The sequence below is a fragment of the Paludibacter sp. 221 genome (assembly GCF_010501035.1).
GTDB lineage: Bacteria > Bacteroidota > Bacteroidia > Bacteroidales > Paludibacteraceae > QVMH01.
Window position 1 is genome coordinate 16,575 of record NZ_QVMH01000019.1, and the last position, 22,644, is coordinate 39,218.

11 protein-coding genes and 1 tRNA gene are annotated in these 22,644 nt (G+C 38.5%); 7 read left to right on the top strand and 5 right to left on the bottom strand.

The genetic code is table 11. The features are described from left to right. The first annotated feature begins 684 nt into the window (after positions 1 to 684). The 6 genes from D0T49_RS06010 (at position 685) to D0T49_RS06035 (ending at position 19,949) form a co-directional block, all read left to right on the top strand. Complete coding sequence (locus D0T49_RS06010) at positions 685 to 3,516, top strand: T9SS type A sorting domain-containing protein (protein WP_163629692.1); 2,832 nt, start codon at positions 685 to 687, stop codon at positions 3,514 to 3,516. Between the two features lie 172 nt (positions 3,517 to 3,688). Next, positions 3,689 to 6,958 (top strand): glycoside hydrolase family 2 TIM barrel-domain containing protein, encoded by a 3,270-nt coding sequence (locus D0T49_RS06015; RefSeq protein WP_163629693.1) that lies wholly within the window; start codon positions 3,689 to 3,691, stop codon positions 6,956 to 6,958. 76 nt (positions 6,959 to 7,034) lie between these two features. Then, positions 7,035 to 9,485, top strand: a complete 2,451-nt coding sequence (locus tag D0T49_RS06020; RefSeq protein ID WP_163629694.1) for a LamG-like jellyroll fold domain-containing protein — start codon at positions 7,035 to 7,037, stop codon at positions 9,483 to 9,485. Positions 9,486 to 9,542: 57 nt separating this feature from the next. Then, positions 9,543 to 11,792 carry a BNR-4 repeat-containing protein gene (locus tag D0T49_RS06025; RefSeq protein ID WP_163629695.1) on the top strand — a complete coding sequence of 750 codons (2,250 nt, stop codon included), beginning with the start codon at positions 9,543 to 9,545 and terminating at the stop codon, positions 11,790 to 11,792. Positions 11,793 to 11,899: 107 nt separating this feature from the next. After that, positions 11,900 to 16,228, top strand: coding sequence for a glycoside hydrolase family 88 protein (locus D0T49_RS06030; protein WP_163629696.1), 4,329 nt, complete (start codon positions 11,900 to 11,902; stop codon positions 16,226 to 16,228). Between the two features lie 154 nt (positions 16,229 to 16,382). After that, positions 16,383 to 19,949 carry a polysaccharide lyase family 8 super-sandwich domain-containing protein gene (locus D0T49_RS06035; RefSeq protein WP_163629697.1) on the top strand — a complete coding sequence of 1,189 codons (3,567 nt, stop codon included), beginning with the start codon at positions 16,383 to 16,385 and terminating at the stop codon, positions 19,947 to 19,949. 108 nt (positions 19,950 to 20,057) lie between these two features. Here the strand turns inward: D0T49_RS06035 and ruvC are convergent, their stop codons facing one another. Then, on the bottom strand, positions 20,058 to 20,621 hold the full coding sequence (ruvC, locus tag D0T49_RS06040; protein ID WP_163629698.1) for a crossover junction endodeoxyribonuclease RuvC: 564 nt from the start codon (positions 20,619 to 20,621) through the stop codon (positions 20,058 to 20,060). Continuing rightward, positions 20,618 to 20,923, bottom strand: coding sequence for a DUF4286 family protein (locus tag D0T49_RS06045; RefSeq protein ID WP_163629699.1), 306 nt, complete (start codon positions 20,921 to 20,923; stop codon positions 20,618 to 20,620). The genes ruvC and D0T49_RS06045 overlap by 4 nt, the downstream gene beginning before the upstream one ends. 89 nt (positions 20,924 to 21,012) lie before the next feature. Between D0T49_RS06045 and D0T49_RS06050 the strand changes: the two genes are divergently transcribed. After that, a tRNA-Ala gene (locus D0T49_RS06050) sits at positions 21,013 to 21,086 on the top strand. 151 nt (positions 21,087 to 21,237) lie between these two features. Here the strand turns inward: D0T49_RS06050 and D0T49_RS06055 are convergent. Genes D0T49_RS06055 through D0T49_RS06065 form a run of 3 tightly spaced genes read right to left on the bottom strand, consistent with a single transcriptional unit; the run spans position 21,238 to position 22,520 of the window. Next, positions 21,238 to 21,672 carry a hypothetical protein gene (locus D0T49_RS06055; RefSeq protein ID WP_163629700.1) on the bottom strand — a complete coding sequence of 145 codons (435 nt, stop codon included), beginning with the start codon at positions 21,670 to 21,672 and terminating at the stop codon, positions 21,238 to 21,240. Positions 21,673 to 21,675: 3 nt separating this feature from the next. Then, positions 21,676 to 21,981, bottom strand: a complete 306-nt coding sequence (locus D0T49_RS06060; RefSeq protein WP_163629701.1) for a hypothetical protein — start codon at positions 21,979 to 21,981, stop codon at positions 21,676 to 21,678. 41 nt (positions 21,982 to 22,022) lie between these two features. Beyond that, positions 22,023 to 22,520 (bottom strand): hypothetical protein, encoded by a 498-nt coding sequence (locus tag D0T49_RS06065; protein ID WP_163629702.1) that lies wholly within the window; start codon positions 22,518 to 22,520, stop codon positions 22,023 to 22,025. Between the last annotated feature and the right edge of the window lie 124 nt (positions 22,521 to 22,644).

Sequence of the window (22,644 nt, forward strand, 5' to 3'; positions counted from 1 at the left end):
TTTATAGTATAACTAATAGTAAGGATACAAGCTTCTTTGAGTTTGTTTAAAGCTACTTCAATTATTTTATTCGTATCAAATAAATTTGTTTAATTATCATTGCTTTTTTTGTTTTTAATATGGAGTTTAATATCTTTGTAATTAGTTTATTGATTCTTTTACTGCATTTGTTTGCGTATTTTTCAAGTAGTATCTTTTTTGTTGTTTTGCTAAAAAAAGTAATGTCACAATTTTTTTATTTTTATACTTCAAAAGGCACTATTTGTTTATAATCTCCTGTGGAAGTCATTTTCTTATGTTTTTATCGTTTTTTCTTACTTTATCACACAAAATGTGAGGCAAAATGCAAAATGATATGAATAGATGCGACTCATGCTTTGTATAATCCATACAAGAATCCTTGTTGCTGAAAATCAGGTAAACAGGGCGGCGCTAAGTGGTTTTTGTTTGCTTTTGAATTGATGTCGATGTTTTTTTAAATTAGTAGTAATTAACTTGTTTATATATAGTGTTTTATATTTTTACTAAGTAGTAAAAAAGTATTTCATTCGGATGCTTTTTTTAGTGTGCAGTATTTAAATTGTAGTTATATATTTTCAGATGTGTTATTCTAAACATAGCTTTGTGTATACGTAAGAACTTTAATAAAGTCAATTTTTAAATTCTAATCAAAAATAAATTGTCATGAAAAAACTCTATTCTTTTTTTATTCTTATTTTATTTATGACTTTTGGGTTGAGTCAGTCCTTGACTTCTCAAACTCAAATTTTAGGGGGACTTATCACGGTTAGTGATACTGAAGAACATTGGTATTATATCGGTAATGGTCACAGTAGCGACACCGGCGGTGGTAATAAAATAAATGATAGCGATGGACGCTTTAATAATTTGATTACAAGCCCTTCGGTAGCCGGTACTATAGTGTCGACGTATACACTGTTGCCAAATGCAGCAAGAGATTCGCAAAAATGGAAAGTTGTTCCATCTGATTTAAAAGATTACTATTACTTGGTAAATAAGGAAAGTAAATACCTCGTTTTTACAACTCAGTATGAAACTGTAGGGGCAGATGCTCTTCCTACAGATAAGGCAACTTATCGCTTCCAGATTACTGATGCAGTATCAAGTACTCCGAGTTCTTGGGTTAAGATAAAGCTGGAAAGTAAAAACTATATTGGCATGCTAAATAGTGGTGGTAATTTCAATTTGGAAAATAATTCAAATGCACCGGCATCTGTTCTGGCTAATGGTTTAACCAGTAACCCCAGAGCATGGCAATTTTATGCGGCTGCCGATGTTGAAAATACTTTCCCAACGACATATTCGGAAAATACTGCTAAAGAAAATGTTATAGACTGGTTTTATATAAGATCGTTGGATAGCTCTATTTCGGGTGGGGAAAAATATCTGACAATAGATCCGGTAGCTAAAACGTTCAGCCTTGCCGCAAAAACTGCAGATGATAAAGATAATCAATTATTTGGCTTTGTAAGTGGCGGAATTTTAGATAAGGTAGCAAAAACTAAAATTATATCAAAAGCAACAGGCGAACAATTAACTTTGACCGCTGATAAATTGGCTACTGAAGAGCAAGGATTAGCTTGGCTTCTGAAATTAGTATATTCTACAAACAATAAACAGCAGCCTTTACAACTTGTATTCAGGACTGCCGCTGCATCAGGGAAAATACTAAAGAATACGTTGAGTGACGCTCAGCCAAACTGGGCGAAAACTTTTGATGCTTTTGATAATGAATATGCATGGGCTGTTGGGAAAATTGTACCACTAGCGGTAACAAAGGGCGATAACATTACAATTGTAACCGGTGCTGATGGTGGCGAAGTTGAATGTAACCAACCTTATACCATTACATATACTGTGGCCGATGGCTATGCGCCTATCGTAACAGTAAACAATGTGATTCATCCATCGGGAACATTAGATGGTGATGGTGTATATACAGTGGCTGTAAATGTAAAAGGGGATTCTAATACAATTGATATTTCGGCCGAAGCAGCCAACGAAGTAACTGTAACTAAAGACGATTGCGTTACAATATTATCTCCGGTTTTGGATGGTGACGGTAAGTTTGTTGCAGCATCGGCTTCTGCTATTGAGTTTACTTTGGCCGAAGGATATATTGATCCGGTGGTAGAAGTAACAGGTGCTACAAAAGGTGAACTTACATTTGAAAACGAAACTTACAAACAAGAGCTAACTGCTGTTCAAAATGGTGCAACCGTATCTATTTCGGCTACATTAAAATCGTTGAATGTTACTTTAACCAAAAGTGATGGCATCACTTGGGAAGGCGAGCCGGCAACATCAATAAGTTATGGCGGTGATTATACATTATCATTTACATTGGCTGCCGGTTATCATGACCTTTATGTTGTTATGAATAAAACCAAAATAGCATTCTCTGAGGAAGGTGGAGTTTATACAGCAACATTGCCAGCAGTGAAGGAAGATTTTGAAGCTAAAGTAGTAGCATTTGCAGAAAATGTACATCTTGTAGCTGGTGATACATATGTAGATGGTAGAACTACAGATGGAAAGTATTTTACATCCGAAACTTTGCAAGTACAGGCATCTACATCTTCATATGTTCGAATCACATATTTAGAGTTTGATTTGGATGCAGATGCTATTAAAGCCGAAGGTTATAACAAAGCCTATCTTAAGCTAGCACACAAATCAATGCAAACAGGTAAATCGGCAGATCCGATTCTTCAGATTCGCACAGTTCCTTCCACATTAGGACTACTTAGCGACATGACATGGACTGTGAATGGAGAAGCAACCGGTGTAGACCGAAAAGGAGACCCTATTGGTGGTTCTGTGACTTTCGATCGGACTTCTCCTGTTGGTGAGGTAATTGAATTTGATGTATCGGACATTATGGAAAATCTGGAATCATCACTTCGCTTGCAAGTGACAGGATTAGAAGATAATGATGCAGGATTTTTATATTTGTATTCTCGCGAAGGTGCTTTTGCTGAAAACAATATGGACTACATGCCGGTATTGGTTTTCGAGAAAGCTATAGTTGTAACAGTGAAAGAAAATGAAAATATTACAATCCTATATCCGGAAGCCGAAGGGCCTTATGATTTGGAAGAGGGCGACTCGTTTAAACTTGAATTTACAGTGGCAGACGGATACCGGGTTGATAATGTGCTTCTGAATGGTGTAGATGCTACAGACGAAGAATTGTCTGAGGCAGCAGGTGTATATACATTGGAACTTAAGGATGTCAGAGCAGCTGTTTCGGTTGAAATAATGACTGTATTGGGTGGAACCGGCTTTGATGAAAAAGAGGAAGCAGCTATTACTCTTTATACTCAAGGAGATGTATTGTTTATTACTACAGGTGAAGCAACTGATGTGGAAATTTACTCAGCATTAGGTCGCCTTGTAATGAAAGAAACTGTAGTTGGAACCGGAAAGGTACAACTAAGCAAAGGTGTATATCTTGTGAAAACAGGCAACAAAGTAAGTAAGATTCAGTTGTAATTTTATAAAATTAAAGTACAGCAGGGTATAAAAATCCCTGCTGTACTTATTTGTTTTTTATTTGTGAATATAATTTTTTTTTAACGGATACATTGATAATTTGCGGAAGTAAAAAAATACTTCTTACTTTTTTTATTTTTATTATTCAGGTAAAAACCGGCTTATTTAATCCATGCAAACAAACATTACTTCGAAAATACTTTTGTGTATTTCCTTTTTTACCTTATTCTTATCTGTTAAGGCGGATAGCCGCAAAAAAATAGATTTCAATTCTTCTTGGAAATTCAAATCAAGCATTACTAATGACACTCCCGCTGCAACGAGTTATAATGATGCGTCGTGGGAAGTAGTCAATATTCCTCATACATGGAATGCCACCGATGCCGAAGATGGTGGAAATAATTATTTGAAAACAGCTAGCTGGTATCGTAAACAACTGCCTTGGAAAGCAGAGTATACCGGTAAAAAAATATATTTGGAATTTTTAGGCGCCAATACCAAGGCCGAGTGTTTTGTAAACGGACAATCAGTAGGGCTTCACAGAGGAGGTTATACTGCTTTTCGTTTTGACATTACTGATAAACTCACTACAGGTGAAAACGTTATAGCCGTAAAGGTCGACAACCGTATCGACCAGCTGATAGCTCCATTATCGGGCGACTTTTCGTTTTATGGAGGTATTTACCGGAAAGTTACTTTAATAGTAGCCAACCCTGTGCATGTCGATTTGCTCGACCACGGAGCACCTGGTTTGTATCTTTCTACTTCGGATGTGAGCAAAACCGGTGCTAAATTAGAAGTAAAAGCAAAAATTGTAAATAAATCAAATTCAGCACAAAGCGTAAACTTAAAAGCTGTTTTGCGCAATCCTGATAAGTTTGACGCTATCGATGATGTAGAAAACCCTGTATTTGATGTTTCGACTATGGCTCCCGGAGGAGCAGCCGTAAATACAATGGAAAAAACTGTAAGTATTCCGGCAGGGGGAAGTTATGAGTTTAAGGAAACGATTACTGTAGCAAATCCCCGTTTGTGGGATGGCAAGCAAGACCCTTACCGCTATCAGGTTGATTTTACGGTAAGCCAAAGTGGTAATGTGATAGATGATATAACCGAATACGTAGGTTTCCGTTTTTTCGATGCTAATAAGCAGGGCTTTTTCCTTAACGGGAGGTTATATCCTCTGAGGGGCGTCAATCGCCATCAAGACCATTATAATATGGGTAATGCCATTACCGAAGTACAGCATAACGAAGATTTTGGCATGATGTATGAGATAGGGGCAAATGCAGTACGTTTGGCACATTATCCTCAAGACCCTTATATGTATGAGTTGTGCGATAAATACGGCCTGATAGTATGGGCTGAGATTCCTTTTGTTGACAAACTGGGTAACGATACGGTGACTTTCAAGGAGGTTACAAAGTTGCAATTAGTTGAAATGATTCGTCAGCAATACAACCGTCCTTCTATTTTTATGTGGGGATTGCAAAACGAGGTAAGTACAGGAACTTATAATTACCAGATGAGTATGTTTATGCCTGAATTGCATAATCTGGCAAAAGCGGAAGACCCATCGCGCATGACAGTGCAGGCACAGGCCGGAACCGAACGCTATAACTGGACAACTGATTTGTACGCTAAAAACCAGTATCCGGGTTGGTATCAGGGAGGCTCATTTGGGAGCTACATGGATGGGTTTAAATCGAGAGATGAACTTGTAGGTATGTCGGAGTATGGTGCTGGTGCAAATATTTATCAGCACGAGATAAACCCTGAAAAACCTGTGCATAACGGACAATGGCATCCGGAAGAGTATCAGAATAAGGTGCACGAAGAGGCTATTATTGATATATCAACGCGCGATTGGATTTGGGGAACTTTCGTATGGAATATGTTCGATTTTGGTTCGGATAGCCGTAACGAAGGACAACAGCCCGGAGTGAATGATAAAGGTTTGGTTACTTTCGACAGAAAAGTAAAAAAAGACAGCTATTATGCATATAAGGTAAACTGGAATCCGGAACCCGAAATTTATATTTCGAGCCGCAGATATACAGAGCGTAACCACGACGTTACCCCCATTACGATTTACTCTACTTGTGATGAAGTTGAGTTGTTTGTAAATGGAGTATCGCAGGGGAAAAAATTGTTGGCAAACGTGAAATGCGGTTTTTTTGTGTGGAATAATGTGGCTTTGCCGAATAAAGGGCAGGGCGACGAGGCAAAGAATACCATTGCGGTAAAAGGTACCAAAGGAGGTAAAGAATATACTGACGAAGTGGTTTGGAAACGCTTGTTGGGGCAATCAACGAATTTGACATCGACAAAATTGGTAATTGATAACATTACCCGTACAATATCATTGTCGACAACGGTAGATGCAAGCAAGCTGGAACAATTCATTACCGGAGTAGATGGCGCCGAGTTTGCATTATATAAAGCAGACGAAACTACCCCTGTTACTACCGGAAATGTAGAGCCGGGTATGAAACTTAAAGTAACTTCGGAAGATGGTAAAAACTCAGTGTTTTATGAGTTTATTTCGGCTGAACATTTGGCATTGAAGAAGAATGTAACAGCAAGTACTGAGGAATCATCTAATCCGGCTGTAAACGCAGTGGATGGTAATGTAGGTACACGCTGGGCAGGTACAAGTACAGGAAAACATTCGATTGAAGTGGATTTGGGTAAAGAGTATTATCTGAATCAAATCAGGATTCAATGGTTTCAGCCTAGTGTAGGACGTTATTATACATACAACGTACTGGGTAGCAACGATAAGAAAACTTATAAAACATTAGTAAACAGGGCTGCAAACAAGCAGGGAGGTACTGTTACCGACGATTTGAACGTGGCTGATTTAGAAAAAATAAAAGCCCGTTATGTAAAAGTAGATGTACTTTCGGCTTCTACGTCGGGTTATCCGTCGCTTTACGAGTTGGAAGTGTATGGCTGGCTTATGGAATCGGCCACCTACAAAGTTGATTACGATGAAATGAAGATAGGAGTGCCAAGGCAAACAGATTTACTTCTTGTCGAAGATTTTCTGAAAAACATAGATTTTCTTGGAAATTATAAAAGCCCGGAAGTAAATGGAGCAGCTTATTATATTATAGAAGGAGATAAATTGAATATAACAGATTTTAGTGGAAATCAGTATGAGTTTGAAATATATTTTTACGACTCGTCGGATAGTTTTTCTCCTTCGACAGATAACATAGATTTGTTTAAGGTTAAAGTGCAGGGAAACAATGTGTCGTTTGTACTTAATGACGCTGTAAGTGTGGCAAATCTTGAAATATATGATTATTCGGGCAGACTAATCCATATAGCCGAAATCAACGACGACTATTCTGTAAATCTGAATAATGGATTGTATATATTTAAGATGTTGGTGCCGGGTGGTAATAGTCAGGTAGTCAAGTATGTGATTAAGTAATTATAACCTTCGTTATTCATGCTTTTATTGATATGTTTAAAAAATAAAATTCAGGCGTATTCGCTATATCAGCTTTATGTTTAAAGTACTCAGGAGTATATATTTAGTTTGTATTTTAGCCATCGTATTCTCGTGTGGAACTAAACCGAAGCAGGTAGCTTTAACGCTTGCAGCAGATGATTTGTGCCAATGTTTTGATACCCAAGGGGGGCGTAAATCAGTGAAATTTGCAACCGACATCCGTATTTCGATAGCTTCTTCAGAGCCGTCATGGTGTGCTGTAGAGTTGTGGGAAAGCGACACATGTAAGAACTTGATTATTAAAGTAGCAGATAATAACGACTTAAAAAAACGTTCGGCCGAAATTCGGATAATGGAACATGCAGCCGAAATTGCCAGAATAAACGTATTGCAATTAGGGTGCGAACCGGATATTGTAGTGAGAGAAGACTCTGTTCTGATAAGGGATAATTTAAACTTTACTTTAAGTATGACTGCTAATGTACCTGTCGACTTAAGATTGCCCAATTGGATAAAAGAAGTAAGCGAGACTGGTGGTGTATATACTTTTGTTGCTCAAAAAATGCCTTTAGAGTTACAGGAAAGAGCAGGAGAAATAATTATAGAGAATAAAGAATATGCACTGTCTGTAGTTATTCCTGTATCACAGGTACAGGGGCTTCCCCGCTTTGCGGTAATCTCTGATGTTTTGGTAGGCAGAACAAGTTCGCAAGAAAAACTGAAAAAGCGTTTAACCACTCTTTTAGATACCGGTAAACCAATTGACGCAATTTTTATAGTAGGCGACCTTACCGATTTCGGGGCTGCTGTACAATATGATGAGTTGCTTTCGATTGTAGGGGATATTGTGCCCGAGGATGTTGTTGTTTATTATATGATGGGCAACAGCGACCATTATACGCAGAAAGGGGAAGAAACGTTTAAATCCAAAATAGGGCAACCGGAACACCAGTATTTTTCTATTAAAGGGTATCCTTTCGTAACAATGAGTATGAGGGGAATTTATACCGATAGATTTACCCAAACGGATAAGGACTTTCTGACGAGTAGTTTATCGGATGCGCAGGAAAATTATCCGGATAAACCTATTTTCTATTTTATGCACATCGGGGCTAAAGAGACCGTTTACGGTACTGAGATGGATAAGGGCGACTTGGGGTCGGAGATACTTAAGCCTATTTTACTCGGATATCCGCAGCTTATATATTTCTCAGGACATAGTAATTATACGCTTTCCGACCCGCGTTCGATTAATCAGAATGTATTTACTGCTGTAAACATAGGTAGCGGTATCTATAGCCGTATAGAGTATGGCTACACAGAAGGAATGTATCCGCCTAACAACGAAAATGTATGCGAAGGTATTATCGTAAGTGTCTTGGATAATGGCGATGTAGAGGTAGAACGTTGGGACGCAGCTCGTAATGAAGAAATTTGTCCCAAATGGCTTATCAAAGCTCCCCATGACGGAAGTGCTTTTACATATAAGAATCTTACAGGAGGAAGCGCGCCCGAATTTTCGAAGAAGGATAAGGCTGTAATCTCTAAAACCGAAGATGGAGCATTTGCAGTTACATTTCCACAGGCCAAAGACGATGAAAAGGTACATCATTACATTATTGATGTGCTGGATGGCGACAAGGTGGTTTTTCAAAACACACGGTTTTCGCAGCTTTACCTCAATAGCCGGATGCCTCACAGTTTTACGGTAAAGTTATTCGGCTTGCCGGCTGATGTGCCTTTAGTAGCACGCATACGGGCTGTCGACTCTTATGATAATATATCGTCCCCTTTGTTGAGCGATAAATTTGTATCCCAGCCGTTCATTCCGAGTGAGGGAGCAAAAAGGCCGTTTGCCGACCTTTTTAATATCGAATTTGGAAAATCGGGCTTTGCTGAGGATATATCACCCAATAAGCTAAAAGTTACTACAGGCGCTACAGCCCCGAAAACATATTTTAATGAAGAATATGGTCGTTACGTAGCTATGTTTGAGAATAACAACACCCAATTTTATAAGGTAGATTACAAGAACAACGAATTGGTAAAAAACGCTTTTTTCACAGGTTTTGCGTTGGAAACGGTTTATATGAGTCACGATTTGAGAAATGCAGCTCCGTTGAGCGGAAAAGAGTGGGAAGGCTTGGGAATAGAACAGGAAGTAGGCGGACAGATAGAATTTTGGGCTTTTGTAGGCGATAAATTCAAAAAGACAAAAAGCTCGGTTTTTATCGAGCCGGGTAAGTACTATCATGTAGTGGCAATGTATGATAGAAATGCTGCTAAGATGCACCTGTACGTAAATGGTAAAAAAGCCGGAGAAACGGAAGTTCCCGGAGATTTATACATCCCCAAACGTGATGATTGCCATTGGTTGGGTATAGGTGGCGATACCCATTCAAGCGGAAGAGTGAATTATCCTTTGGATGGTGAAGTGGTGCTGGCACGGATGTATGGACGTGTTTTGACCGACGATGAGATTTATTTACTATATAAAGATTTGTAAAGAGAAATAGTTTGTATGAAATAAAATAATTTTAAAACTAATAAAATAAAAAACATAATGAATAATCGTAATTATTTTCGTTCACTATTTGTGATTTTGCTGGTGGTTTCAAAACTACTAAGTCCGGCATTGATGGCAGATAACAAAGTAGAAGGTTTTAATACACTGACAGAAGATGGTGCTTGGTGCTGGTTTGCCGACCCGCGTGCAGTATATTACGAAGGTGCAAAAAAGCAAACTTATGTAGCATGGGTAAATAGCGTAGGCGATATAAAAATAGCCTCGTACAATCACGATACTTATGAATTTGTAGAGAAAACCATTCACGCAAAATTAGAGGCGGATGACCACGATGTGCCTGCTATCTTGGTAAGGAAAGACGGGCGTATTGTTGTTTTTTACTCCAAACACCAAAGTGCCGGACCAATGCACCGGGTTATATCTACCAATCCGGAAGATATCAGTTCATTTAGCACAGCCTATACCTTTTATGGAAATACCAAAGAAGCCAATGTAAGTTATCCCAATCCATTTCAGGTAGGGGATGAAATATGGCTTTTGTTCAGAGATATCAACTGGCATCCTACCATTGCTGTTTCTAAAGATAACGGACAAACGTTTACGGATATTAAGCAGTTGGTGCTAAACGGAGGTGCCAGACCCTATGCACGTTACTGCCAAAGCAGCGATGGAAGTATTCACGTGGCTGTAACGACAGGACACCCTCGGAATGAATCGAAGAATAAAATATATTATTTCCGACTGAAAGATAATAAATTCTATAAAGCGGACGGAACCCTTATTAAAAATTTTACTACAAAAGGCATTGATCTGGGCGATTCGTCGGGTAGCAGTAGCGAGGCCGAAATTGCATATAATGGAGAAACCAACGGAAAAGGATGGATTTGGGATATTACTGTCGACCCGCAAACTCAACATCCGGTGATGGTATATGCCTCTTTTCCGAGCGATACCGACCACAGATATAATTATGCTTATTGGGATGGTACCAAATGGGTAAACAAAGAAATAGTGAAAGCCGGAAAATGGTTTCCGCAAACCCCTGCAGGTTCTACCGAACCGGAACCTAATTACTCGGGTGGCCTTTCGATGGATCACGAAAATCCTTCGGTAGTTTATTTGTCAAAACAAGTAAATGGTGTTTTTGAGATTTATAAATATACTACAACGGATAAAGGAACTACTTGGACTGCCACTCCTATAACAGCGAATACTCCGGCTAACTTAGTAAATGCTCGTCCTATTGTGCCCCGCAATCATAAAGAAGGTTATTTTGATGTGCTTTGGATGCGTGGTACATACGAAAAGTATATTAATAAATACAATACTGCCATCGTGTTTCAGATGGGTGCAAAAACCAACGAAATTGAAAAAATTGAATTGAATAAAACAAATGCACCTTTGTTCAAAGGTGGAACACTGGCTTTAGAAGCCAAATTTACTCCAATCATTGCAAATGTAAATTTAACATGGTCGTCGTCAAACGAAAATGTGGCAACTGTGGCAAATGGTGTAGTAACAGCTGTAGGTGTGGGCACTGCCAAAATAGAAGCAAAAACAGTGAATGGAAAAACTGCTACTTGCGATGTAGTTGTAACTGAAATCGAATATCTGAAAAAAGCATTCTTTGATTTCGGAGATAGTTCTTCTCCTGTAGCAACGGGGGCAATACAGGTAACGGAAACTACCTTGCTGCAAGGTTCATCCTTTGGTTGGGTGTCTCCGGTAGGTTTAGCTTCGCGTAATAGAAGTGGCCCTCAGGATAATGAAAAACGCGACTTTGTTCTGGGGCCGAATCCGACTAAATTTTTGGTTTATGTGGAAAATGGAACTTACAAAGTGAGCATTTTGCAGGGAGATCAGGATTACTTGCATGATAAAATGAAGCTGCAAGTGAATGGTGAAGTAAAACTGGCCGATGTTAGCTGTGCTGAAAATGAATTTATATTGAGCAAATTTGAAGTTGTAGTAACCAATAGGCAAATGGAATTTGAAATTTCACGACACGGAAGTAACCCAAACTGGGTAATAAATTCGATAAAGCTGGAACAAATTTCGACATTTTCTTTGGGAGAGAATGATATTGAAGATGATTTTATTAGTGCCGAGACGCTTGTAACTGTATACGATATCTTTGGGCGAAAAATTACTCAAAGTAAATTAAATAATCAGAGTTACGAAGATTTCTTAAGAAACAATGGAATTGATAAAGAAGGGTTTTATCTTCTTCATTTAGAGCTTGGAAATAAAGAGAAAACTTTTAAATTTTACTATAACAAAAAATAAAAAAACGTGTAGATATAGCTTGTGCAGATGTAATGGAAAAAACAGAGGATGAATAAGTTTATATCGCGTTAAGCCATGAAAATAATTTATATAAAATAATCTAATTTATGAGACAAATAACTTATTATGTTTTTCTTTTAGTTGCAATGTTTTGCATTAATTTGCATACGTTTGCACAGGGAGTACCTCAGGTGAGTACCTCGGATAATCCCATTTGGTATTATATTGAGAACGGGCACAACAGTGATGCCTCCGGTGGTACTGTTATAAATGATAATGACGGGCGTTATGCATTTTTTATTACCTCGAAAGGAGAAAATGCTGATGTGATGCACGATGCGCTGTACCCGAATTTGAACCGCGATTCGCAGAAGTGGCGGGTAGAAAAAACTCAGGACGATACATATTATTTAATAAATAAAGCCGGTGGAAAGTTAACGCTTAATTCCTCGAAAGGAACAGATGATAATACAAGCCGTTATATTGTATCTTCTACTCTTTCTTCGGAATTTAAAATAGCTCCGGTTACTTCCACTACTTATACCGAAGTGAGTGGAATGTATTGCACATTGACGGAAAGTACTCTTGCTGCAGGTAAGTATGTGGTTGCTTTGAATCATGGGTTTGACTTTGCTGTTTCTAATTCATCATCGCCCGGTGCTATTGGTGTGAAAAATGATGTAGGATTGGTAAACAACCCTCGTGCGTGGCGGTTTGTTCCGGCCGGAGAAGTGGAAAAAACGTATCCTTACATTGAAACTAAGACCGAACAGACAGATAAATGGTATTATCTGAAGAACCTGAAAGAAAATAAGTACGTTGGTATTGCGGGAGGAAAACCGGTATTGGTGAGCGATGTTGCTTCTTTAACGCAGGATGAAAAAGCGTCTTATGTTTTCAAAGTAAAGCAGAGTGATTATATCCCTGCCAACCCCGGTTTTTTTGTGAATATCATGAATGCGCAAGGAACTTATCTGGGAGATGGTAACGCTTCACAAAGCGACTGGATGTTGAGACATACCTTTAAGCCCAGCGAGCGTAATGAAACTAATGAATTGACTGCTATGCGTCTGTATTTCAGGGATTCGGAGAGTGAGAGAAATGCGAAAGTAGCGTCAACTCCTTTCAATGCAATTAAGTTTGATAAAAATGCTGATGCTTATGAATCGGCTTTAGCTTGGACTTTTGAGGAAGCTGATTATACACCGCCTCCTGTAACAGAGGTACCTTTCTCGTTGATAAACACAACATCATTAGACCGTGAAAATGAGATTGTAGAAGTAGATATGCCTGCAGGTGTACTGTATTCTTCGATGGCATTGTATGACGAAGATGAAAATGCTATACCTTATCAGGTATTGTCAGGAGGAGCAAAGATTGTTTTTCCGGCTACGATAAGTGCAGGGGCAACGATGAACTATGTACTGAAAGAGGGAACTCCGCAGGCAATAGCTCCAAAAACTTATGCCGCTGTAATGATGCCTAATTCGCGTGCTGATATTGCATGGGAAAACGACCGTACTGCTTACCGTATGTATAGCCGTAAGTTATTAACTTCAGATTCGAATACAGCCAATGGAGTGGATTTGTGGGTAAAGAAAAAGTCTGAGCCGATTGTAGAAAAAATGTACACTTATACTAATTACCATGCGGAGCAGGATGAAGGTGTGGATGCTTACTCGGTAGGTGGTAAAACACTGGGTGCAGGAGGTATCGCGGCTTGTATAGGCAATACGCTTTATCTGCACGACCCTTATGATGAATATGAAATAGTTTGCAACGGGCCATTACGTTCCGAGTTTGTGCTTACTTATAAAAATGTAATCATAGATGGAGATAGCTATACGAAAACAGTAAGAATTACCACCGATGCTAACGGGCTGCTTAATAAAGCGGTAGTACGTTTTGATGGAAAAATCAAGTCGATGAAACTGGCTTCGGGTATATTGTTGCATACAAATGCAGATGGAGTTCAGTTTAATGAGGATAACATGATAGGTTATGCTGAGAAACCGAGTGAAGGTACAGTAACTTCATCAAATCCACGTATGTATGTAGGTGTATATATGCCGGGACAGACATCGACTGCTACTATTAACAACCAATTGGTTATCATGACCGATTATGCGGTAGGTACTGATTTTACTTACTATTTTGGAGGAGGCTGGAATCAATTCCCTAAAGGAGAATACAGTACTGATAGTGACTGGTTTGATGCGTTGAAAAAATTTAAACAAAAAGTAGATAAACCACTGACTGATGGTGTGATATCGCTGCCTACTAAAGCCGAAGTGATAACTATGGGTGTAAAGGTAAATAACCGTTGGATATCTACTCATGCAGCTCCCGGAGATAACAAGTGGGCAAGGTCGGTATATAATATGGGTAATATTGATTTCTATAAAGTATATCAAGACCCTCAATATCTGAAATATGCTGAGAAATGGGCTGTTAGTAACAACTGGGGTATAAGTGGTGGCACCACCACAAAGGATGCAGATAACCATACTTGTGGACAAACGTACATCGACCTTTATATGATGGACGAAGTGAAAGACCCGAAAAAGATAGAGGCAATAAAAGCTACTATTGATAACCGCATAAAGGATAATCCGGCGTCGGACGATTGGTGGTGGATTGATGCCATGCTTATGGCAATGCCTACTATAGCACGCTTAGGCGATGTGTACAATGATACTAAGTATTATGACAAGATGTATGCCCTGTTTGCTAATATACGCGATAAACTGGTTGTAAACTCGTCGCATAGCAGCATGTGGCCTTCGAACTACAGGGCTCAGTATGGACAAGGACCTATTTTAGAGGGATTTGAAGATTACGACGGGCTTTATAGCACAACTGATAATTTTTGGTGGCGCGACTGGGGATTTCAACCAAACGTTCCGCCCAAAAGAGATCCGAATGCTAAGCCGGAGGCATGGTCGGCCGATGCACCTAAATTGTCGCCTAACGGTAAAAATATATATTGGGCTCGTGGCAACGGCTGGGTAATTGCGGCAATGGTGCGTACATTGCAGTTCATTCCGGAAAATGACGCACATCGTAGCGAGTATATTCAGATGTTGAAGGATATGGCTGCTGCCCTTAAAGAGTGCCAGCGCGAGGACGGATTCTGGAATATGAATCTGGCTGATCCGAATCATTATCCTGCGCCCGAAACAAGTGGTACTGCATTATTTACTTATGGTATTGCATGGGGTATCAATAATGGATTTTTAGATAAAGATACCTACTATCCGATAGTGGTTAAAGCATGGGAAGGACTGTGTAAAACAGCAGTTCAGTCGAATGGAAATATGATTTATACACAAGATGTAGGTGAAGGCCCTATCGACCCTGAACGTTTGTCTAAAACATCTGTCGACTTTGGGGTAGGTGCATTCTTGTTGGCTACGAGTGAAGTTGTAAAACTGGCTCCGGGCGAGATGCCTATACCTCCTGAACCTTCGCTTTCGGTTGAAAAAGTAGAGGCGTATAGTGATACCCAGCTGCGAATTGTATTCGATGATGTTTTGGTACAAGCTACGGCTTTGAATAAGGCTAATTATACCATAGCATCTTTATCTATCAAAGATATAGAAGCAAGTGGCGATAAGGGAGTTATTTTAACGCTGAATGAAAACTTGGACTACCGTAAAAAGTATACACTTACATTGAAAAATGTACAAGGAGAAAGTGGTTCGGCGGTGAAAGAAGGAGAGGATGTGATATTTATTCCTACAATTCCGGTTACAGCAGCAGGTAGCAACATAACTGTAACAGCTATCGAGAGTCAAACGGGTAATCCTCCTACCAATACTATTGATGGCAACTTGGGCACGCGTTGGGCACAGGCAGGAAAAACAGGTCAATGGATTAAGTATGACTTAGGAGGCGAATTTGAAATTCAGGCTTTTGATATTGCTTTTTATCTGGGAAACCAGCGTGTAGCATATTTCGACTTGGAAGTATCTTCGGATGATAAGACTTTTACTCCGGTATTGTCGAATTTAAAATCGAGCGGAATAACTACTGAAATGGAACGTTACCCAATCACTCCTCAAAAGGGGCGTTATGCTCGAATAGTGTGTAACGGCAACTCGGCAGGGGGCGAAAATTGGAATAGTATCACAGAGGTGCGTATCAGATATAAAGCTGATGATACCGGCGTATATACACCGGAGGCAGAACAATTAATATCAATTTATCCGAATCCGCTTACAGACGGTTGTTTAAACATCGTATTTAACGAGCCTATAGATGAAGATGCAGAAGTATCGGTATTGGATATGACCGGCAAGAAACATTTTTCCGGAAAATATACTGTTGAAAGTAATAAAATTACGATAGATAATTTGATGCTTAATACTGGCGTTTACATACTAAATGTTTCGGTTGGCACAAACAAAATCAATAAGTTGTTTTTTGTGAAATAACAATTTCTTATAATTTTTCATTATTTTGTTTAGTAATGATAAAAATAAGAAAATATAAACTACAATCCTTGGCAAAAGCCAAGGATTGTAGTTTATAAATTTTAGTTGCGTACTGAGAATTTTTTGAAAAAATATAACTTATAAATATAATATTATGAAAATATTTTTGTTGAAGAAAGCATATTTAATGCTTGCCTCTCTCTTTTTGTTGCCATTGGCAATGTTTGGGAAGTTAAAGCAATCGGCAGATGTGCAACCTGTTGAGATAATCGCATCGGAAGATGCTCTGGTTAACGATCAGCAGAAAAGTACAAACTATGGCTCACAATCCTTTTTGGAATTGAAATCGCGCACAGAGCAAAATGAATTGACAGCAAATGTTGATCTTACTAACAAAGAAATTTATTTGAAGTTCAATGCCGAAAGTGTTACTGCTTCGTCTTTCAATAAAGTACAGATAAGGCTTAAAGTGAGGTCGGTAGAAGCGAATAGTTTGCGTACTTTATGGTATATCAAACCATCGGATAATAACTGGTCGGAGAGTACTTTGACATGGAATAATAAGCCAACAGTGTCGTCGTACATTTCTGATTTTATAGCTTCGTCTGTATCGGTAGGTAAAGACCAGTATGTTTACTTTGATGTAACAGATTACGTGTTGGCCGAAATAGCTAAAGGCAATAAAACTTTCTCTTTTCATGTGTCGTCAACCAATTCCGGTAAAAAAAGGCCTAAATATCTGACAACATTCTATTCGAAAGAAGATACGAATAACGCTAATAAGCCCCGTTTGATATTTGAATATACAGATGTGCCTAAGGTAGATGCGATTACTCCTATATTTAATGAAATATTAAAGAAGCAAAAGTCCAATGTAAATTTAAGCACTATACAAAGTAGTACGGCTACTTACCTTACTTCTATTAATGCTGACGGGTCGTTTTCAGATGTTAATTATGCATATCAGGATGGTTCTACCTTTACTGTTCATCTAGACCGCTTGAAAACTGCGGCCTTGGCCTATACTGTCGAGGGAAGTACTTATTTTGGGAAAGATAATGTATATGACATGATTGTTAAAATGCTTACTTACTGGCAAAATAAAGATCCTCGTAGCTCAAACTGGTACGTACAAGAGATAGGTTGCCCACAACGTATGGGAATTGCATTGCTTACTTTGAGGAGTGGAAAAAAACAGTTGCCAACCGAACTCGAAAAAAATGTTATACAACGTATGTTTTTCATTGGTGGTCACCCTGATCAGGATGGGTCGCAAGGTACTGGAGCTAACAAAGTAGATATTGCAACGCACTGGGTTTATAGAGCTTGCTTAACAGGTGATGAGGCCCTATTGGATAAAGGTGTTGAACAGGCATTTTATCCTTTGTTTCATACCACAGGCGAAGGGTTTCAACATGATTACTCGTATCTGCAACATGGGCAGCAGTTATATATAGGTGGTTATGGCGATGTGATAGCACAAGGAGTATGTAACCTAGCTCAATATGTAAAGGGTACTAAGTACGAACTATCTAAAGAAAAATTTGATATATTGTTCAATTTCATGCGGAAAACCTACATTCCGGTGATGAGAGGTCAGTATTTTCTTTATAACGTATCGGGCAGAAGTCTGGCTCGGCCTAATTCGTTGGGCAAATCAGGATTTGCATCGGTATTAGAGACGATGAAAGGCGTAGATACAGAATATGCGAAAGTGTATGAAGATGCTATTAAACGCTTAAAAGGCGAACAGCCGGCCAGCTATGGTGTAGTTCCGTATCATGCTCATTACTGGCGTTCAGACTATTCGTTGCACCAACGTCCCGGTTTTACGTTTGATGTACGCATGGTTTCTACAACAACGTTGAGAAATGAAAACGGAAACGGAGAAAACATAAAAGGATACTTCCTGAGCGAAGGTGCTACCGATATAGCCGTTGATGGTAACGAGTATATCAACATCTTTCCTGTGTGGGACTGGGGACGTGTACCGGGTACTACTACGCCTGCTTTGAGTAATGCAAATATTCCTCAGCCGGGTGCGTGGGGAACGGCAGGAACCAGCACTTTTGTGGGTGGTGTATCAGACGGTGTATATGGTGTTAGTGCTTTTGCAATGAATAATACTCAGTATAGTATCAATACCGAGGCAAAAAAATCATGGTTCTTTTTTGACAATGAAGTAGTTTGTTTAGGAGCGGGTATCAACTCTACATCTGCCACTCAGGTTAATACTACATTGAATCAATGTTTGCTTTCGGGAGACGTTACTGTGGTTAAAAAAGATGGTAGCAGCGAAGTATTTACTACCAGCCAGTTAGGAAGCCGCTATTATAGCAATACGGTTTCGTGGGTTATTCATAATAAGGTAGGCTATTATCTTCCTAATAACGGAATTGTTATAGTAAACAACCAGAAACAGGAAGGTAGTTGGAAAGATATAAATACAAGTGCTTCGTCGTCGTCGGATAAAGTGACTCAGAATGTGTTCAAAATGTGGTTTAATCATGGGATAAAACCGAAGAACGGAAGCTATGCTTATGTGGTAGCACCCGGTGTTAAAAATGCCGAAGATGTAAAAAAATACAATACAGCTGATATTACGATACTATCTAATACAGAAGATGTACAGGCTGTGAGACATAATGGAATAGGGCTTGTAGGTATTGTTTTTTATAAAAGCGGAACTTTCAAGTACAGCGATAAAGTGTCGATAACAGCCGACAAGCCTTGCGCAGTAATGATACGCGATATTGATAGTAAAAACGTAAAAGTGCATGTAGCCGATCCAACAGCTTCGGTTGCAAGTGTTACATTAATACTTGGTTTGAAGGGTTTTGAAAATCCTAAATTTCTGAAATGTATGCTGCCTACAGAGAAAGCCTATTCCGGTTCGACAAAGGAATATGTTGTTGATGAAAATACACCCGATTATATTGTTGATGTTGATGGCCTATTTGCATCGGAAGATGCTTATGTGCATGGTGGCAACAAAACAACCAATTATGGTGACGCAGGAAAGATAGAGATTAAAACAGATTCGGAGAGTTATTCGCGCGAAGGTTTTTTCAAGTTTAATATTGCTGGTGCCGATTTTTCGAAAGCAGAAAAAATATCCCTTAAGTTAACTGTATATGAGGGAGATGCAGATTATTTAAACAATACAATGCGTATTTGGGCTTGTGGCTCGGATTGGAGCGAATCTACTATCAACTGGAATAACAAACCTGCGGCAGTAGGGAATGTTATTGCAACAGCGCGTGCTGTAGAAGTTGAAGAATCGCTTTTGTTTGATATAAAAAATTACGTTCTTGCTGAAAAGGGAAAAGGAAGTACTAATATATCGTTTAAGCTAGGAAACACTTATACAGGTGAGCCAGCAAAAACACGTATTTCTTTTTATTCCAAGGAAGCATTATTAACAGGTATGCGCCCTCAGATAGTAACTGTACCAAAAGCTCCAACCTCAGTTCAGGATATCTTGCAAGGTGTAAATCTGAATATCTATCCGAATGTTGTAAAGCAAGGGGAGATGGTTAATATTGAAGCGGAAAACATTTCAGGCATTGATATTATATTAATGGATTTGTCGGGAAAAGTAATCTCGAATATAACAGAGAATTATATTGCAACAAATTCTTTGGCGGCAGGCATGTATATTATTACGGCTAAAGACAAGCTAACAAAAGCAGAACGCAACTTTAAACTGATTGTGAAGTAAAAATAAGCTGTCAGTTAATATTTGATTTAATAGAAACAAACGAAAAACCTCTTGATAAAATTTATCAAGAGGTTTTTTTTCTATTGAGAAAAAATAAAATTCTTCCAATTATTGCTTTTTTACTTTGCTCTCATTTTTTGCAATATAGTCTTTCCAACTCTTATATGCTTTTTCCGAAACGGGATTACCTATTTGCAGGAAATGACAATATGCAGCTGCCAAACCATCTGTAGCATCCAGCTGCGGGAGCATATCCTCTTCCTTTATTTTCAGATATCGGCGTAGCATATCTGCCACCTGCTCTTTTGATGCACGCCCATTTCCGGTTATGGCCATTTTTATTTTCAGGGGCATATATTCTGTAATGGGAATGTCGCGGTACAATGCAGCAGCCATTGCCACGCCTTGCGCACGTCCCAGTTTCAGCATCGATTGTACATTTTTACCATAAAAAGGGGCTTCTATTGCCAGACAATCAGGTTTATATTCGTCGATAAGCGAGAGTATACGTGCAAAAATCTTTTGCAGTTTCAGGTAATGGTCGTCGTATTTTTTAAGGTCGAGTATCCCCATAGCCAATAGCTTAGGTTTATTGCCTGTAATCTGTAGCAATCCGTATCCCATAACCGTAGTACCGGGGTCGACTCCCAGTATAATCTGGTCTTTTATCATTGCATTAGCTCTAAAATGGTGGAGAATAGCAGCACATCTTCGCCGAATTGCTTCGAAAAACTGCTAAGGAAAGACTCACCGTAAGTTTCGTTCCATAACTCAAGCGATTTCATATCGGCTATCTGAAACTGTACAGAATAGGAAGTCCCCTCTTGTGGTTCGTTTGTCAATACTTTTGCCACTTGTGGTTTGGAGAAGAAACCGGATTCGAGCATGGATGGCAAGTGTTGTTCATTTAGCCATTTGTACCAAATTCCGTACGATTTGTCGCTAACTAAATATGTAGTATTAAATATGAGCATATTTTTAAATTATATGGTAGAAAAATAAAACAAATATACAGATTATTTGCAAAACTTATTTATATTTGCAACGCGTTAAAAAGATGTAGGGGGCATTAGCTCATCTGGCTAGAGCGTTAGACTGGCAGTCTAAAGGTGACGAGTTCGAGTCTCGTATGCTCCACTTTCTGAAAATCAATTAGTTAAAGCGGCTTGAATGTGAAATTTGGGTCGCTTTCTTTGTTTTTGTAAACAAAACACCCCTGTTTCTGAGCCTTGTGGATGATATGGAAAGTATAGTGTTTACACATGGTTTACACATTTTGTAAGCAAAATCATCTTTTTATAAGCATTCCTTTGACCGTTATCTGTCTACCTTTTTCTACAATAGGGAAAGGTAAAGGGAATATCCATATATTTTTCACATCTGCCGTCTCGTAATATATTTTCAAATCGATAACTCCATTGGCTCCTCTTTTTATTGCTTCTCTATGTAGCTCATTAAGTGCATCTGATGGGTTAGCTCTAAAATAAACGCGCTTTGATTTATTTTCTTTCAACTCTTTGTTATACCCACTCCGTGCACTTGAAGAAACCATGCCTATTGGCTCGTAATCAAAATTTACTGAGGGGGATGTGGTTATGAAAAACCCCTTTTCTGTGTAGCTCTTAAAATCAAGTGCATTAGAATATGTTTCAGGATAAAATTTTACTATTTTGCAAGAAAATAATAACAAAGATATAAATAGAAGAAATAGTAATTTTCTCATACATCAAGATATTTTTTCATAGATAGATATAATTTCCTTTGTGTTTTTCAAACTCATTCTCAGACACTCCGTTAGCGTTGTATTGATTTTCTCAATATGTTCAATATTTTCTACATTCATATTCAAACATGTTTTTATAGCAAAATCAAACTCACTTATTTTGTTTAAGCAAGATGTCATGTTTCTAACATCGACTTCAATAGTTTCTTTTATCACATTTATTGCTTCATTTACATTTAAAACAATTTCTTCAATTTTAGATATTTTTTCTTCTAGGAAGAGTACACGTTTTTCTATTTTTTCGTCCATTGTTTGTAATGTAATTTTGTATTTGTTTTTATGTGTTAATTTTAGTCTTTTCTTGAATACCTTGAAATTGTATATTTCCAGGCTATGTCTTCGCTTGGAATCCGCTCTATGATAAGGGAATCGTTTCTCATATAGTATTTATGAGATGTTTCAAATTTTGGGTTTTTGCGTTTTAGTGTGTCTCCGTCTACATAGTACCATACATATTCTCCGGTAATATTAACCCCTCCTTTCGAATTGATAAAAAATATTTTTATTTTATTATCATTCCGTATTTCGATGATGTTCTCGTTCTGTCCGAACATATATGAACTGATTGGCTTGTTTGGCTTTCCAAAAAATTCTGTAGTATCAGCTTTGTTTATTATTTGCAAAGAGCCGTCATCAAGCATCCTTACTCCGTTTATTGTTTTGGAATAACCCACTTGCCATGTGCCAAGAATAGACTGGTCTACGGTTTCGTTGGTGGTATATCCTTCTTCCTTGTTGCAAGCAACCAAAAGAAACAACACAGATAATATGAACGTCAGTTTTTTCATTATAAAAAATAAAATGAATATCCGTTTTAGTACCTAAATTCTTTTTCCTCGCCCGCCCGACCTTGTCCGGTGAGCCGAAAAATAAGAGCAGACGGCGTTAAAAAATCTTCCCTGTTTGAGCGAC

Bases quoted from the DNA above. Each gene is read 5' to 3' on its own strand.
- D0T49_RS06010 (WP_163629692.1), top strand. From the start codon at position 685: ATGAAAAAACTCTATTCTTTTTTTATTCTTATTTTATTTATGACTTTT.
- D0T49_RS06015 (WP_163629693.1), top strand. From the start codon at position 3,689: ATGCAAACAAACATTACTTCGAAAATACTTTTGTGTATTTCCTTTTTT.
- D0T49_RS06020 (WP_163629694.1), top strand. From the start codon at position 7,035: ATGTTTAAAGTACTCAGGAGTATATATTTAGTTTGTATTTTAGCCATC.
- D0T49_RS06025 (WP_163629695.1), top strand. From the start codon at position 9,543: ATGAATAATCGTAATTATTTTCGTTCACTATTTGTGATTTTGCTGGTG.
- D0T49_RS06030 (WP_163629696.1), top strand. From the start codon at position 11,900: ATGAGACAAATAACTTATTATGTTTTTCTTTTAGTTGCAATGTTTTGC.
- D0T49_RS06035 (WP_163629697.1), top strand. From the start codon at position 16,383: ATGAAAATATTTTTGTTGAAGAAAGCATATTTAATGCTTGCCTCTCTC.
- ruvC (WP_163629698.1), bottom strand. From the start codon at position 20,621: ATGATAAAAGACCAGATTATACTGGGAGTCGACCCCGGTACTACGGTT.
- D0T49_RS06045 (WP_163629699.1), bottom strand. From the start codon at position 20,923: ATGCTCATATTTAATACTACATATTTAGTTAGCGACAAATCGTACGGA.
- D0T49_RS06055 (WP_163629700.1), bottom strand. From the start codon at position 21,672: ATGAGAAAATTACTATTTCTTCTATTTATATCTTTGTTATTATTTTCT.
- D0T49_RS06060 (WP_163629701.1), bottom strand. From the start codon at position 21,981: ATGGACGAAAAAATAGAAAAACGTGTACTCTTCCTAGAAGAAAAAATA.
- D0T49_RS06065 (WP_163629702.1), bottom strand. From the start codon at position 22,520: ATGAAAAAACTGACGTTCATATTATCTGTGTTGTTTCTTTTGGTTGCT.